Below are 13,806 nucleotides of genomic sequence, written 5' to 3'. Positions count from 1 at the left end.
GGACTTCCTATGAACCAAGCACTTTTGCAGGGACGGCGTGCCGTGGTGACCGGTGCCGGCAGCGGCATCGGCGCCGCCATCGCGCTGGCCTACGCGCAAGCCGGCGCCCACCTGTTGCTGGCCGACCTCGACCGCGCACGGGTGGAAGACGTGGCGCGCCGCTGTCGTGACGCCGGCAGCCGGGCTGAGGTTGTCGTGGGCGACATCAGCGACGAAGCCGTGGCCAACCGCACCATCGACGCCTGCGTGGAGGCCCTGGGCGGCATCGACATCCTGGTCAACAACGCGGGCATGCTGACCCAGTCGCCGTGCGCGAGCATGTCTACACAAATGTGGGACGACATGCTGCGCGTCGACCTGCGCAGCGTGTTTCTCTGCGCGCGCAGGGCCATTCCGCACATGACCGCGCAGCGCTGGGGCCGGGTGATCAACGTGGCCTCGCAACTGGGCATCAAGGGCGGCGTGGAGCTGTGCCACTACGCGGCGGCCAAGGCGGGCGTGATCGGCTTCACCAAGTCGCTGGCGCTGGAGATGGCGCCGGTCAACGTGCTGGTCAACGCCATTGCGCCAGGCCCGATCGCCACGCCGCTGGTGGACGGCATCAGCGCCGACTGGAAGCGGGCCAAGGAAGCCAGCCTTCCCCTGGGCCGCTTCGGACGCCCGGAAGAGGTGGCGCCAACGGCCTTGTTGCTCGCGTCCGACCCCGGTGGCAACCTGTACGTGGGCCAGACGCTGGGGCCGAACTCCGGCGACGTGATGCCCTGAAGAAAAGGAGCCCGACGATGTGCGGAATGTGCGGGTTGTTGCAAGGCTCGGCGCACTGGAGCCATGCGGCCGCCGGTTCCGTGCAGGGGCGGCGCCAGCGCCTGCTCCAGATCGCGCGGGCCAACCAGTTGCTCAAGCTCTTCAGGCTGGAGCTTCAGGACTTCCATGGGCAGTCGTATGTGCTGCTGGGGCCTACAGGCGCGAGCGTGCTGGTGCCCGACTTCAGCACGCTCTGGGGCGCGGCCGAGCAACTGCTGGGCCGCACCATCGACCCGCTGGCCATGCCCTGGCCGGTGGCGCAGAACAAGGACACGCCATGACGGAAGTCGCCTTCGACGTGTTGCCCGTCGGCATCCTCACCGGCTTTCTCGGAAGCGGAAAGACCACGCTGCTGCGGCGCTGGCTGCACGGCGGCAGCGCCGGAGACACGGCGGTGCTCATCAACGAGTTCGGCGACGTCGGGCTGGACCACCTGCTGGTCGGCGCCATCGATGCCGACACCGTGCTGCTCGACAACGGCTGCATCTGCTGCTCGATCAGGGGCGAGCTCAAGGACGCGCTCATGCGCCTTTTCTCGCGCCGCCAGCGCGGGGAGCTGCCGGCGTTCCGCCGCGTCGTGATCGAGACCACGGGCCTCGCAACCCCGGGGCCGGTGCTGGCCACGCTGCTGGGCGATGCGCAGCTGCGTCATCACTTCCGGCCGGCCTTCGTGTCCACGGTGGTCGATGCGATGCATGCCGGGCACCAGCAGGCATCGCATCCCGAATGGATCGCGCAGGTTGCGGCGGCCGATACGCTGTGGCTGAGCAAGACAGACCTGGTGAACACGCAGCAGGCGGCTGCGTTGCGCGCAACGCTGGAAAGGCTCAACCCCCTGGCGCTGCAGCTGGAAGCACCGACGGGGCCGACGCCGTGGCACGACGACCTGGCGCATGAATCTTCCGACGACACCGCAAGATGGATTGCGCGCGTGAGTGCGGGCACCCTGCGGGCCCGGCCCGGCGCCGACCTTGCGCCCGCACGCCTTGGCGGCGACCATGCGCGGCATATGGCGCAAACGCAGGCAAGCTCGTTCTGCATGGTGTTCGAGCGACCCATAGAATGGTTCACGCTCACCCTGTGGCTGACCCTCCTGGTGCACCGTCACGGCGATCGGCTGCTTCGAATCAAGGGGCTGCTGGGCATCGCGGCCGACGGGTTTGCGCACGGGCAACCCACTGTCTTGCATGGGATCGGACACTTGATGCACCCTCCGGAACACCTGGACGCCTGGCCTGGAGAAGACCGCCGTTCTCGTCTGGTCTTCATCACGCAAGGCTTGTCGCAAGAGGACGTCACCGCGTCGTGGCAAGCGTTCGAGCGCTTCTACGCGCCTTCCACTGCCGGCGCGTAGCCATGTCCACACCGGCATCGAAGAGAACCGAACTGCGTGTCCTGGGCACGTCGGTCACGCTGACCGAGGCGGTGCGCAAGCGGGCCATGGCGGACCTGGGGCTGCGCATTCATTTCGAGGTGCTCGACGGCTTCGACGCACAGCGCCAGGCCGTGATGGAGCAGGGCAGCTTCGACGTCTACGACCAGTGGTTCCACAGCGTCGACTGTCTCTGGCCGGCCGGCGCGCTGCAGGCTGTCGAGCTGGACCGCATCGCGCACTGGCCGGAAGTCAACGCCTTGCCCAAGACAGGCCGGCTCGCACCGGACTCCCGCTACGGGCAGGGCTGCAACCCGGTCACGCGCCTGTACGTGCAGGCGGACGGCAGCGTGGGCGACACGCCGAGCGCACGCATCAGCATGCTGCCGCTCACGCACAACGCGGACAGCTTCGTCTATCTGCCGGGCGAGGTCTCGCAGTGGTTCGACACCACGCAGGAAAGCTGGTCGTGGCTGGTTTCGCCCCAATGCACCGGCCGCGTGGCTCTGCAGGCGGACGCCGCGATCGGCGCGCTCGACGCGGTGCTGGCCCTGCGCGCGAGCGGCGAGATGGCGTTCCGCGACATCAGCAACCTGGAGATCGAAGAGATCGACCAGATGATTTCGCTGCTCATGGTCAAGAAGAAGGCCGGCCTGTTCCGAGGTTTCTGGGCCAACTACGCCGACGCCGCGCGGATGATGATCGATGCCCGCGTCGCCATCCAGAGCAACTGGTCGCCGTCGATCGTGGCCTACGAGAAGGCCGGGCTGGCCTACCGGCTTGCCTGCCCCAGGGAGGGCTACCGCGCGTGGTACGGCGGCATGGGCATCGCTCGCCGCGCGCAGGGCCCGAAGCTCGACGCGGCCTACCGCTACCTGAACTGGTGGCATTCGGGCTGGGCGGGTGCCGCAATGGCGCGGCAGGGCTTCTACATCTCCAACCCGCAGCGCTCGCGCGCGCACCTGAGCGCGGCGGAATGGGGTTATTGGTATGAAGGCGAGCCGGCCGGCGAAGACCTTCCGGGGCCTGACGGTAGTATCCTGATCCGCCGCGGCAGCGTGCGCGACGGCGGTTCCTACACCCAGCGAATGAGCAACATCGCCGTCTGGGACACCGTCATGGACGAGCACAACTACCTGGTGCGCAAATGGACCGAGTTCCTGCGCAGCGGCTGACCACCCATAGAGACAAGAGACAGGACTGCACGACAGTGACAAAGAGCAAATGAGTCCGCGAGGCAGCGACAGGGGTGCGAACATCGAACCCGACCCCTCTGTGTCCCCGGCCGCCGAAGCCGGCGAGCGGAAGTTGCGCTACGAGGTGATCCGCAACCGGCTGCGCCAGGCCATTGCCGACAAGCGCATCGTGCCCGGGCTGGTGCTGCTGGAGGGACCGGTGGCCGACGTGTTCGGCACCAGCCGCGTCCCGGTGCGAAAGGCCTTTCATCTTTTGCATGAAGAAGGGCTGCTGCAGAAGTTTCCCGGTCGCGGCTACATGGTGGCGCCGCGCGGCCAGCAGGTGGAGCCCCAGCGGCTGACCATCGACGAAGCTTCGCTCGGGCAGGACGCGCAGGGCGCGACCATCTACATCCCCTCTGAAAGCGAGCGCATCTACGGCGAGTTCGAGCGTTCGATTTCCGCCGCCGTGGTGTTCGGCCACTTTCGCATCGACGAAGCGCGGGCCATGAAGCACTTCAACGTGAACCGGGTGGCGCTGCGCGAGGTGTTGAGTCGGCTGGTGGACCGCGGCCTCGTCGAAAAGAGCGCCTATGCCTCTTGGCGCGCCGGCCCGCTCACGGCGCGCGCCATCGCGCAGGACTTCGAAGTGCTGCTGCTGCTTGCGCCGGCCGCGTTGCTGAACAGCGCGCCGAAGCTCGACGAGCAGTTCCTGCTCGGCCTGCGCGGCGCCCTGAGCGATCCTGAGGCCGTCGGCACGGAAGAACTGCTGCGTATCGAAAGCCAGATTCATGGGGATTGCCTCTCCAGGCATCCCAACGCCAAGATGCTCGGCATCCTTCAGCAGTGCCAGATGCCGCTGATCGTCAACCGCACGTTCTTGCGCATGTTCCAGCAGTCGACGAGTCGGTTGCTGCTCGATGAGTACCGGGCCATCGTCGAGCATCTTTGCGCACGGCAGTTCGCGCTGGCGGCCGAGGCGCTCGAGGCCCATCTGGAGGCTGCGCGCAAGCGCACCCAGCAACAACTGAAGGTTCTGGCGGTGCTGCCCGAGCCGCAATTCCCCGACTATCTTGTGCGCGTGGCCTGACTGCAGCCGAAGCGAGGCGTACGATCCTCGCCAGAGAGGCATACGCAACATGACCGCACAGACACTGACAGCTACCGCCCGCGCGCTGGTCGCCGGCGACAAGGGCTTGCTCGCCATGGACGAGAGCAACGCCACCTGCAACAAGCGCTTCGCGGCGCTGGGCATCCCGCAGACCGAGGCGGCGCGGCGCGACTGGCGCGAGCTGATCGTCACCGCGCCGGGGCTGGGCGACAGCATCAGCGGCGCCATCCTGTTCGACGAGACCATCCGCCAGACGACGAACGCGGGCCTGCCCTTCGCCAAGGCGCTGGAGGCGGTGGGCATCATCCCTGGCATCAAGGTCGACATGGGGGCCAAGCCGCTGGCCGGGCACCCCGGTGAAACCGTCACCGAAGGCCTGGACGGCCTGCGTGAACGACTGGCCGAATACGCTGGCATGGGCGCACGCTTTGCCAAGTGGCGCGGCGTGATCGCCATTGCAGCGGGCCTGCCGAGCCGGGCCTGCATCGACGTCAACGCCCACGCGCTCGCACGCTACGCCGCGCTGTGCCAGGAGGCCGGCATCGTACCCATCATCGAGCCCGAGGTGCTGATGGACGGCGACCATTCGCTCGCACGCTGCGCCGAGGTCACCGAAGAAGTGCTGCACCAGACCTTCGTGCAACTGCGCGCACAGGGCGTGCTGCTCGAAGGCATGCTGCTGAAGCCGAACATGGTGCTGCCGGGCCAGAAGGCCGCGGTGCAGGACTCGGTCGAGGCGGTGGCCGAGGCCACGGTCAACTGCCTCTTGCGCACCGTGCCCGCCGCCGTGCCGGGCGTTGCGTTTCTTTCCGGCGGCCAGTCGGCGCAGCTGGCCTCCGCCCGGTTGAACGAAATGAACCTCAGGTTCAAGTCGTGCATGCCGTGGGCGCTGACCTTCTCGTTCTCGCGCGCGGTGCAGCAGCCAGCGCTCGACGCATGGAAGGGCGACGCCGCCAACGTGGCGGTCGCACAGCAGGCGCTGGTGCTTCGCACCCGTGCCAATCAGGCCGCGCGCCGCGGCGACTACAAATAACAGGCATTGAACCGCGCATGACCACGCCCCAGGACCTGTACCGCCAGAAGCTGGCCGCTCCCGCCGATGCCGTGCGCCAGGTGCGCAACGGCGACATGATCGTCGTGCCCACCGGTGTCGGCGAGCCGCCCACGCTGCTCACGGCGCTGTCGGAGCAGCGGCGCGACTTTCGCGACGTGAAGGTGGCGCAGATCCTGGCGATGCGCAAGTACGCCTACATCGACCCCGAGACCGTCGAGCATGTGCGCCATGTGGCGCTGTTCTTCGGCGGCGCCACGCGCGCGGGCGGCCAGGCGGGCTGGATCGACTTCCTGCCGAACTACTTCTCGGAGATTCCCGCGCAGATCGAGCGAGGGCAGATACCGGCCGACGTGGTCTTCAGCATGGCCTCGCCGATGGACGCGCACGGCTACTTCGCCCTGAGCCTGGGCGCCGACTACACGATGGCCGCTGTCGCCCGCGCCCGCGCCGTGGTGCTGGAGGTGAACCCGAACGTGCCCTTTGCCTGCGGCGCCTGCCATGTGCACATCTCGCAGGTGGCTGCGCTGGTGGAAAACGAGGCGCCGGTGATGGAGGTCGGGCTGCCCAAGATCGGCGTGGTGCAGGAAGCCATCGGCAAGTACGTGGCCGACCTGATCGACGACGGCTCCACGCTGCAGATCGGCTACGGCGGCATTCCCGACGCGGTGGTGATGCAGCTCACGGGCAAGCAGGACCTGGGCATTCACACCGAGATGATCGGCGACGGCATCCTCACGCTGGTGGAGAGCGGCGCGGTCACCAACCGGCGCAAGAACTACCTGCCGGGCAAGTCGATCGCCACCTTCGCGCTGGGCTCCGGCAAGCTCTACCGCTTCATGGACCGCAACCCGGCGCTCGAAATGCACCCGGTCAATTTCACCAACGACCCGGCGCTGGCGGGGATGAACGACAACCTCATCGCCATCAACGCGACCATGCAGATCGACCTGCTGGGGCAGTGCGGCTCCGAGAGCCTGGGGTATGCGCCGTACTCGGGCACGGGCGGGCAGTCGGACTTCGTGCGCGCGGCCAACCGCTCGCGCGGCGGCAAGGCTTTCATCGTGCTGCCCTCGACGGCCAAGGACGACACCATCTCGCGCATCGTGCCCTCGCTGTCGCCCGGCACGCACGTGAGCACGAGCAAGAACGACATCAACTATGTGGTCACCGAGTACGGTGTGGCGCAGCTGCGCGGCAAGTCGGCCAAGCAGCGCGCGCGCGAGCTGATCGGCATCGCGCACCCGGCCTTCCGGGCCGAGCTGACGGAGCAGGCGCAGCGGCTGAAGCTGCTCTAGGCCTGCCGGTCGGTCAACCGGCCTTGGCCGCCTTCACCAGCGAAGGCGTCGCCTTGTAGCTCTCGGGAAACAGCTTCTTCAGGTCGTCGATCTTGGGCATGTCGTTGATCGCGATGTAGGGCTGGCTCGGGTGCAGCGTGAGGTAGTCCTGGTGGTAGTCCTCGGCCGCATAGAAGGGCTTGGCCATTTCGACGGTGGTCGCCAGGGGCTTGCCGAAGGTCTTGGCCTGGTTCAGCTGCGCGATGTAGTCCTTGGCGATGCGGGCCTGCTCGGCGTTCTCGGCGAACACGGTGGAGCGGTACTGCGTGCCGCTGTCGGGGCCCTGGCGGTTCAGCTCGGTGGGGTCGTGCGCCACCGAGAAATAGATCTGCAGCAGCTTGCCGTAGCTGACCTGCTGCGGGTCGTAGGTGATGCGCACCGATTCGGCATGGCCGGTGCGGCCCGAGCCCACTTCGTCGTAGCGCGCCGTCTTGGCGTCGCCCCCGGCGTAGCCCGACACGGCGTTGCTCACGCCCTTGACGCGCTGGAACACGCCCTGCACGCCCCAGAAGCAGCCGCCTGCGAACACAGCGGTTTCGGTCCTGGCGGTGGCCGGTGCCGTCAGGTCGGCGGTGGGGGCGGGCACGCGTCGCGCGGTTTCGGCGAAGGAGGGCACCGCGTGCCACACCAGGGCGGCGGCGGCCAGCGTGCCGGCAGTGAGTGCGATGGATTTCATGGGAGAGTTCCTTGGGAGGGCAGTGGAAAGCGGGTTCTCGCGACATTGACGCCGAATCTGCCGGGCGTCAATGGCGGTTTGCGGCGGTCGGAAGGGCGCTTACTTCTTCATCTCGTCCTTGCCCATGCTGTCTTTCTTCATGGCGTCCTTGCCCATGGCGTCCTTGGCCATCGAATCCTTGGCCATGGAGTCCTTCTTCATGCTGTCCTTCGACATGGAGTCCTTTGCCATCGAATCTTTCTTCATGCCGTCCTTGGCCATTTCGTCCGCGGCGAAGGCCGAGGCGCCGGCAAAGGCCATGCAGGTTGCGAGCAGGGTTGCGGTGAGCTTGTTCATTGAGAGTCCTTGGTTGTGTTTGGATTTCGTTTCAAAGATCGGCCTGGTTACAGCGAAGTGACACTGAACTCGGCCTCGCGCTTTCTTCGGCAGTCGAGCGGCTGTGGCAGCCCCTCAGCTCCCTCCGAACCAGTTGTAGCCCTGGTCTTCCCAGTAGCCACCTGTGTAGGTGTTGGTGACGAACATCGCCTTGATGTGCTTCGGGTTCTTGTAGCCAAGCTTGGTCGGCATGCGCAGCTTCATCGGAAAGCCGTACTTGGGCGGCAGGGGCTGGCCGTCGTAGGTCAGCGTGAGCAGCGTCTGCGGGTGCAGCGCGGTGGGCATGTCGATGCTGGTGTAGTAGTCGTCGGCGCACTTGAAGCCCACGTACTTCGCGGTGGTGTCGGCGCCGATGTGGCGCAGAAAGTCGGCAAAGCGCACGCCGCCCCATTTGCCGATGGCGCTCCAGCCTTCCACGCAGATGTGCCGGGTGATCTGGTCGTGCTGCGGCATGGCGCGCAACTCGGCCAGCGTCCAGGCATGCTTGTCGGCCACCATGCCGGTCACTTCGAGCTTGTAGCTGGCCTCGTCCACCTCGCGCACCTCGTCTTCGCCGTAGTACGCGTTGAAGGGAAAGGGGCGGGTGATCTCGGCTTCGGTGTAGGTCGGTGCCAGTTGGGTGGGGCTGAAGATCAGGCCCTGCACCTTGTCGTTGAAGCGCGAGATCTTCGTCAGCGCGGCCTCGACCTGGGTGTTGTCGCTGATGCTGCAGCCTGTCAGCAGCGACAGTCCGCCGAGCGTCAACGATCGCTGCAGGAAGGCGCGGCGCGCGGGCTGGTCGAGCTTCCGGGCGATCAGCGTGCGGGCTTCGCGGACCACGGCGTCACCGTCGACGCCGGCAAGGGTGGGGGCTTTGAAGATTTTCATGGGACGGGTCCGGGGGGGCGGGGGTCAGGCCTTGGGCAGGTGCTGTGACGTGCGGCCGCGCAGCATGGTGAGCAGCGTGCGGGGCACCAGCGCCACCATCACGAGGTGGACGACGACAAAGGCCACGATGGCCGCCATCGCGAAGAAGTGGATGCGGCGTGCGAATTCGTAGCCGCCCAGCAGGTCGCGCAGCACCGCGAACTGCACCGACTTCCACAGCACCAGCCCCGACAGCACGATGACGACCAGGTCGAGCATCACGAACAGGTAGGCCAGTTTCTGCACGTTGTTGTAGCGGCGCGGGTCGGCGTGCGAGAGCTTGCCCTTGAGCGCGGCCAGCGCGTCGTGCAGCACGCCGCGCGGCGTCACCGGGAAGAACTTGCGGGCCAGCCGGCCGCTGGCGATGTTCACCGCCAGGTACACGAAGCCGTTGAACACCAGCAGCCACATCGCCGCAAAGTGCCACTGCAGCGCACCGCCGAGCCAGCCGCCGAGGGTGATCACGGTGGGGATGGTGAACGGGAAGAACGGCGCCGCGTCGTAGATGCGCCAGCCGCTGGTCACCAGGATCACCACGGCCAGTGCATTGAGCCAGTGGGTGATGCGCATCCACAGCGGGTGGATGGGCCGTGCGTCCGCCGGTGCGGCAGGAGGGGCGATGGCTGTGCTGTTCATGGAGCGGATTGTTGGGCGCACCCCATGGCCGATTCATCACGCAAAGTTCAATTAATCGTGATAACTCCGCAGGCCGTATCGCAGGACAATCGGCCCCATGGACACCGCCAAACGCGTGCTGATCGTCGAGGACGACGCCCACATCGCCGAACTGCTTCGCATGCACCTGCGCGACGAGGGCTATGCGGTGGAGCACGCCGCTGACGGTCACGCCGGCCTGCGCGAGCTGGAGCGCGGCAACTGGGACGCGCTGGTGCTCGACCTGATGCTGCCCGGCGTCGACGGGCTCGAGATCTGCCGCCGCGCCCGCGCCATGACGCGCTACACGCCGATCATCATCATCAGCGCCCGCTCGAGCGAGGTGCACCGCATCCTGGGGCTGGAGCTGGGCGCGGACGACTACCTGGCCAAGCCCTTCTCGGTGCTGGAACTGGTGGCGCGCGTGAAGGCGCTGCTGCGGCGCACCGACGCGCTGGCGCGCAATGCGCGCATGGAGTCGGGCAGCCTCACGCTGGGCAACCTGGACATCGACCCGCTGGCGCGCGAGGTGCGCCTGGACGGCAAGCCCATCGAGCTCACGCCGCGCGAGTTCGACCTGCTGTTCTTCTTTGCGCGCAACCCCGGCAAGGTGTTCTCGCGGCTCGACCTGCTCAACCAGGTGTGGGGCTACCAGCACGACGGCTACGAGCACACGGTGAACACGCACATCAACCGGCTGCGCACCAAGGTCGAGGCCGACCCTGCCGAGCCGCGGCGCATCCTCACGGTGTGGGGGCGGGGCTACAAGCTCTCGGCCACCGGCAGCGCGGAGGACGTGTCGTGAACGCCTGGGCCACGCTCTCGCGCAGGCTCTCGGCCGTGTTCGCGGTGCTGCTGCTGGTGTGCTGCGGCGCGTCGGTGTGGCTGCAGGTGCGCTCCAGCGGCCTGCACGAGCAGGAAGTGATCCAGCGCCTGTCGAGCGGCCTGGCGGCCCATATCGCAGAGAACACCGAACTGATGAAGCCCGGCGGGCTCGACCAGGCGGCGGTGAAAGACCTGTTCGACAAGCTCATGGCGGTCAACCCCAGCGTCGAGGTGTACGTGCTGGCGCCGGACGGCCGCATCGAGGCGCAGGCCGCTCCGGCCGGGCACCTGAAGCGCGAGAGCGTCGCACTGGCGCCGATTCGCCGCTTGCTGGCCGGGGCGCCGCTGCCCATCGCGGGCGACGACCCGCGCAGCGTCGGCGGCTCGAAGGTGTTCAGCGTGGCGCCGCTGCGCATGGGCGGGCGCGACGCCGGCTATGTGTACGTGGTGCTGCAGGGCGAAGACCTCGACGTGCTGGTGGCCAACGCGGCCGCCGACAACGTGCTGCGCACCATGCTCTGGTCGACGGGCCTGGTGGCGCTGCTCGGGCTGCTGGCCGGCCTGGCGGCGTTCCGGCTCATCACGCGCCCGCTGCGCGAACTGACCTCGGCGGTGAAGCGCTTCGAGGCCGAAGGCATCGCCTCGCTCGAGAGCGAAACGCCCACGCTGGAGCGCCTGTCGCAAGGCACCGACGAGATCGCGCAACTCGGCCAGGCCTTCACGCAGATGACGCGGCGCATCGCCGAGCAATGGCGCGAGCTCACGCTGCAGGACCAGCAGCGCCGCGAGCTGTTTGCCAATATTTCCCACGACCTGCGCACGCCGCTCACGTCGCTGCACGGCTACCTGGAGACGCTGCTGCTGAAGGCCGGCACGCTGGACGAGGCGGAGCGCCGGCGCTACCTCGAAATTGCGCTCGGCCAGAGCCGCAAGGTCGGCCGCCTGGCGCAGGAAGTGTTCGAGCTGGCGCGGCTCGAATACGGCGTGGTCAAGCCCGAGAAGGAGAACTTTGCGCTGGCCGACCTCGTGCAGGACGTGTTCCAGAAGTTCGAGCTGGCGGCCGAGGCGCGCCACCAGCGCCTGAAGCCCGACATCGCACCCGGCCTGCCGGTGGTGTCGGCCGACCTCGGCATGATCGAGCGCGTGCTGACCAACCTGCTGGACAACGCGATCCGCCACACGCCCGCGGGCGGCGAGATCGTGGTGCAGCTGCGCCAGGAGAACGCGGGCGTCGCGGTGCAGGTGAGCGACACGGGGCCCGGCATTCCCGGCGATCTGCAGAAGGCGCTGTTCATGCGCCCCGTGTTCATGAGCGGCTCGCGCACCGACAGCGCCAGCAGCGGCGGGCTGGGCCTGGTGATCGTCAAGCGCATCCTGCAGCTGCACGGCAGCGACATCCGGCTGGTGCAGCAGCCGGACAAGGGCGCGGTGTTCCGCTTTCAGCTGGGCGGTGCGGCAGCGGTGGGCTGAGAGGGCGAAGGGGTTTGCAGGTTTGCCTGCGTGCGGTGGTCGATGCTAGAAAAGCAGCGCGATGGATACGCACACACCAAGGAGACAAGCCACCATGCCAGCCTTCGATACCGTCCTGATCGACAAGGACCCGCAGCACCCGCGCATTGCGCGCCTCGTGCTCAACCGGCCAGACAAGCTCAACGCCATTGGAGAGAAAACGCCTTCGGAGATCCGGCGAGCGGTCGAATGGGCCGAGGCCGACGACGAGGTGCACGTGATCGTGGTCGAGGGCGCCGGCCGCGCCTTCTGCGCCGGCTACGACCTGGGCGACTATGCCGAAGGCCATGGGCGCGAGGAGCAGGGCGACCACCCGTGCCGACAGGAGAAGACGCCCTGGGATCCGATGCTCGACTACGCCGCCATGAAGCGCAACACCGACGACTTCATGGCCCTGTGGCGCTGCCACAAGCCCACCATCGCCAAGGTGCACGGCTACGCGGTCGCTGGCGGCAGCGACATCGCGCTGTGCTGCGACCTGCTGACCATGGCCGACGATGCGCGCATCGGCTATATGCCCACGCGGGTGTGGGGCTGCCCGACCACCGCGATGTGGACTTACCGGCTCGGTGCGATGCGAGCCAAGCAGCTCATGTTCACGGGCGACACCATCGCCGGCACGCAGGCGGCCGAATGGGGGCTGGCCAATCTCTCGGTGCCGGCCGACCAGCTCGACGACGCCACGCTGAAGCTCGCGCAACGCATCGCGGGCGTGCCGCGTTCGCACCTGATGATGCACAAGCTGGTCGTCAACCAAGTGTGGCATTCGATGGGGCTGGAGCAGAGCCAGATGTTCGCCACCGTGTTCGACGGCATCACGCGCCACAACCCGGAGGGCATGTGGTTCCGCAGGCAGGCGGAGGCAGAGGGCTTCAAGAGCGCCGTCGCGTGGCGCGACAGCGGCCGGAACATTCCGCAAGGCGACGAGGCGAGGGCGCTCGTCGCGCAGCTCGAGGCGAAACTCGCCGCGGCACGGGCGGCGGTGCCGCCGGGGCGTTGAGCCCGGGGCGCGTCAGTTCTTGCGGCGCGTGACGACCACCGTGGCCTCAAGGCCTTCGTAGGCCTCCGCGTCGCCGTACCAGCTGCCTGAGATGGGCGCGGCCTGCGCCGGGTCGCGCGAGACGCCCACGCGAATGAGCTGCCCGCTGCCCATCAGGTTGTTGGTCGGGTCGAAGGCGAGCCAGCCGACGCCCGGCAGGTAGGCCTGCAGCCAGGCGTGCGTGGTGCCGGCACCGGTCATCGATTCGCCCTGGGCGTTGGCCGCGTTGTCGAGCGCGGCGTCGTAGATGTAGCCCGACACGAAGCGCGTGGCAATGCCCAGGCGGCGCGTGGCTTCCATCATCAGCAACGCGTAGTCGCGGCAGCTGCCGCTGCCCAGCGCGAGCGTTTCCAGCGGCGGCTGCGTGCCTTCCTCGTCGCGGGCCTTGTACTCGAGGCTCTGGCCGATGTGCGCGTTCATGCGCGTGAGCACCTCGCGCGTGCTGTTGGGCTTGTCGGTGTGCAGGAACTGGTGGGCCCAGCGAATGAGCGTGCCCTGGTTGTCGTCTTCGTGGTGCGGGCGCAGGTAGTGCTCCAGGTCGAGGCGCTCCTGCAGCGTGTAGGCGAAGGGCAGGAACTCGGCGGCCGGGTCGAGTGCCAGCTGGTCCTGCTGCGCCGGCACGTGCTCGATGGTGAACGAGCACACGATGCGCAGCTCGGTCGCCTCGCCCATGGGCTGCACCAGGGCGACGGAATTGGAGTGCGGGTCTTGAATGAGCCGGGTGAAGGCCTGCGGGCTCACCTGCAGGTCGGTGGCCAGCACACGCAGGTCGTGGCTGTCGCGCGGGCGGAACATCACGCGGTGCAGGCCGAAGGTGACCGGCTTGTTGTAGCGGTAGACGGTGGTGTGCAGGATGTCGTACTGGGTGGCCATGCGGTGCATTCTGGGGCCTGCGCAAGGCAAGCGGTGGAATAGGGGCACGCATGCCGCACAATCGCCGGCCGCCCGCCCGGCAGTCCGGCCCGCTCGCCC

15 protein-coding genes are annotated in these 13,806 nt (G+C 67.7%); 10 read left to right on the top strand and 5 right to left on the bottom strand.

Features of this window, described 5'->3' with window-relative positions; genetic code table 11:
- Window positions 1–9 precede the first annotated feature (9 nt).
- From ACSFBM_RS07705 to ACSFBM_RS07675, 7 genes are read left to right on the top strand one after another with little or no spacing between them, the layout of a single operon-like run.
- A complete protein-coding gene (locus tag ACSFBM_RS07705; protein ID WP_435483843.1) occupies window positions 10–765 on the top strand; it encodes an SDR family NAD(P)-dependent oxidoreductase in 756 nt (251 codons plus the stop codon).
- 17 nt (window positions 766–782) lie between these two features.
- Complete coding sequence (locus ACSFBM_RS07700; RefSeq protein ID WP_435483842.1) at window positions 783–1,085, top strand: hypothetical protein; 303 nt, start codon at window positions 783–785, stop codon at window positions 1,083–1,085.
- Window positions 1,082–2,158, top strand: a complete 1,077-nt coding sequence (locus tag ACSFBM_RS07695) for a CobW family GTP-binding protein (RefSeq protein WP_435483841.1) — start codon at window positions 1,082–1,084, stop codon at window positions 2,156–2,158. Before ACSFBM_RS07700 ends, ACSFBM_RS07695 begins: the two co-directional genes overlap by 4 nt.
- Window positions 2,159–2,160: 2 nt before the next feature.
- A complete protein-coding gene (locus tag ACSFBM_RS07690) occupies window positions 2,161–3,351 on the top strand; it encodes an ABC transporter substrate-binding protein (RefSeq protein WP_435483840.1) in 1,191 nt (396 codons plus the stop codon).
- 49 nt (window positions 3,352–3,400) lie between these two features.
- On the top strand, window positions 3,401–4,441 hold the full coding sequence (locus tag ACSFBM_RS07685; protein ID WP_435483839.1) for a GntR family transcriptional regulator: 1,041 nt from the start codon (window positions 3,401–3,403) through the stop codon (window positions 4,439–4,441).
- Window positions 4,442–4,490: 49 nt separating this feature from the next.
- A complete protein-coding gene (locus ACSFBM_RS07680) occupies window positions 4,491–5,495 on the top strand; it encodes a class I fructose-bisphosphate aldolase (protein ID WP_435483838.1) in 1,005 nt (334 codons plus the stop codon).
- Window positions 5,496–5,512: 17 nt separating this feature from the next.
- Window positions 5,513–6,811 (top strand): acetyl-CoA hydrolase/transferase family protein, encoded by a 1,299-nt coding sequence (locus ACSFBM_RS07675; protein ID WP_435483837.1) that lies wholly within the window; start codon window positions 5,513–5,515, stop codon window positions 6,809–6,811.
- A 13-nt stretch (window positions 6,812–6,824) separates the two neighbouring features.
- Here the strand turns inward: ACSFBM_RS07675 and msrA are convergent, their stop codons facing one another.
- The 4 genes from msrA to ACSFBM_RS07655 all read right to left on the bottom strand — a co-directional run bounded on the left by msrA (window position 6,825) and on the right by ACSFBM_RS07655 (window position 9,443).
- Window positions 6,825–7,526 (bottom strand): peptide-methionine (S)-S-oxide reductase MsrA, encoded by a 702-nt coding sequence (msrA, locus tag ACSFBM_RS07670; protein ID WP_435483836.1) that lies wholly within the window; start codon window positions 7,524–7,526, stop codon window positions 6,825–6,827.
- Window positions 7,527–7,625: 99 nt separating this feature from the next.
- Complete coding sequence (locus ACSFBM_RS07665) at window positions 7,626–7,862, bottom strand: pentapeptide MXKDX repeat protein (protein WP_435483835.1); 237 nt, start codon at window positions 7,860–7,862, stop codon at window positions 7,626–7,628.
- A gap of 114 nt (window positions 7,863–7,976) precedes the next feature.
- Window positions 7,977–8,768: a molybdopterin-binding protein gene (locus ACSFBM_RS07660; RefSeq protein ID WP_435483834.1), complete on the bottom strand. Its 792-nt coding sequence runs from the start codon at window positions 8,766–8,768 to the stop codon at window positions 7,977–7,979.
- Window positions 8,769–8,792: 24 nt separating this feature from the next.
- Window positions 8,793–9,443, bottom strand: coding sequence for a cytochrome b/b6 domain-containing protein (locus tag ACSFBM_RS07655; RefSeq protein ID WP_435483833.1), 651 nt, complete (start codon window positions 9,441–9,443; stop codon window positions 8,793–8,795).
- 97 nt (window positions 9,444–9,540) lie between these two features.
- Between ACSFBM_RS07655 and ACSFBM_RS07650 the strand changes: the two genes are divergently transcribed.
- The 3 genes from ACSFBM_RS07650 to ACSFBM_RS07640 all read left to right on the top strand — a co-directional run bounded on the left by ACSFBM_RS07650 (window position 9,541) and on the right by ACSFBM_RS07640 (window position 12,795).
- Complete coding sequence (locus ACSFBM_RS07650) at window positions 9,541–10,266, top strand: response regulator transcription factor (RefSeq protein ID WP_435438211.1); 726 nt, start codon at window positions 9,541–9,543, stop codon at window positions 10,264–10,266.
- Entirely contained in the window at window positions 10,263–11,756 is a 1,494-nt protein-coding gene (locus ACSFBM_RS07645) for a sensor histidine kinase (RefSeq protein ID WP_435483832.1), read from the top strand. The genes ACSFBM_RS07650 and ACSFBM_RS07645 overlap by 4 nt, the downstream gene beginning before the upstream one ends.
- Before the next feature lie 94 nt (window positions 11,757–11,850).
- Window positions 11,851–12,795, top strand: coding sequence for a crotonase/enoyl-CoA hydratase family protein (locus ACSFBM_RS07640; protein WP_435483831.1), 945 nt, complete (start codon window positions 11,851–11,853; stop codon window positions 12,793–12,795).
- Window positions 12,796–12,807: 12 nt separating this feature from the next.
- Here the strand turns inward: ACSFBM_RS07640 and ACSFBM_RS07635 are convergent, their stop codons facing one another.
- The gene (locus ACSFBM_RS07635) at window positions 12,808–13,707 is read right to left on the bottom strand and encodes a transglutaminase family protein (RefSeq protein WP_435438214.1); all 900 of its coding nucleotides are present in this window, start codon (window positions 13,705–13,707) and stop codon (window positions 12,808–12,810) included.
- Between the last annotated feature and the right edge of the window lie 99 nt (window positions 13,708–13,806).

Origin of the sequence: Variovorax pasteuri (assembly GCF_051216435.1) — a bacterium.
Classification (GTDB): Bacteria; Pseudomonadota; Gammaproteobacteria; order Burkholderiales; family Burkholderiaceae_C; genus Variovorax.
This window is presented reverse-complemented; position numbering and strand designations above follow the sequence as displayed.

Excerpts from the sequence above, each read along its gene's own strand:
- ACSFBM_RS07705 (WP_435483843.1), top strand. The coding sequence starts at position 10 with ATGAACCAAGCACTTTTGCAGGGACGGCGTGCCGTGGTGACCGGTGCC.
- ACSFBM_RS07700 (WP_435483842.1), top strand. The coding sequence starts at position 783 with ATGTGCGGAATGTGCGGGTTGTTGCAAGGCTCGGCGCACTGGAGCCAT.
- ACSFBM_RS07695 (WP_435483841.1), top strand. The coding sequence starts at position 1,082 with ATGACGGAAGTCGCCTTCGACGTGTTGCCCGTCGGCATCCTCACCGGC.
- ACSFBM_RS07690 (WP_435483840.1), top strand. The coding sequence starts at position 2,161 with ATGTCCACACCGGCATCGAAGAGAACCGAACTGCGTGTCCTGGGCACG.
- ACSFBM_RS07685 (WP_435483839.1), top strand. The coding sequence starts at position 3,401 with ATGAGTCCGCGAGGCAGCGACAGGGGTGCGAACATCGAACCCGACCCC.
- ACSFBM_RS07680 (WP_435483838.1), top strand. The coding sequence starts at position 4,491 with ATGACCGCACAGACACTGACAGCTACCGCCCGCGCGCTGGTCGCCGGC.
- ACSFBM_RS07675 (WP_435483837.1), top strand. The coding sequence starts at position 5,513 with ATGACCACGCCCCAGGACCTGTACCGCCAGAAGCTGGCCGCTCCCGCC.
- msrA (WP_435483836.1), bottom strand. The coding sequence starts at position 7,526 with ATGAAATCCATCGCACTCACTGCCGGCACGCTGGCCGCCGCCGCCCTG.
- ACSFBM_RS07665 (WP_435483835.1), bottom strand. The coding sequence starts at position 7,862 with ATGAACAAGCTCACCGCAACCCTGCTCGCAACCTGCATGGCCTTTGCC.
- ACSFBM_RS07660 (WP_435483834.1), bottom strand. The coding sequence starts at position 8,768 with ATGAAAATCTTCAAAGCCCCCACCCTTGCCGGCGTCGACGGTGACGCC.
- ACSFBM_RS07655 (WP_435483833.1), bottom strand. The coding sequence starts at position 9,443 with ATGAACAGCACAGCCATCGCCCCTCCTGCCGCACCGGCGGACGCACGG.
- ACSFBM_RS07650 (WP_435438211.1), top strand. The coding sequence starts at position 9,541 with ATGGACACCGCCAAACGCGTGCTGATCGTCGAGGACGACGCCCACATC.
- ACSFBM_RS07640 (WP_435483831.1), top strand. The coding sequence starts at position 11,851 with ATGCCAGCCTTCGATACCGTCCTGATCGACAAGGACCCGCAGCACCCG.
- ACSFBM_RS07635 (WP_435438214.1), bottom strand. The coding sequence starts at position 13,707 with ATGGCCACCCAGTACGACATCCTGCACACCACCGTCTACCGCTACAAC.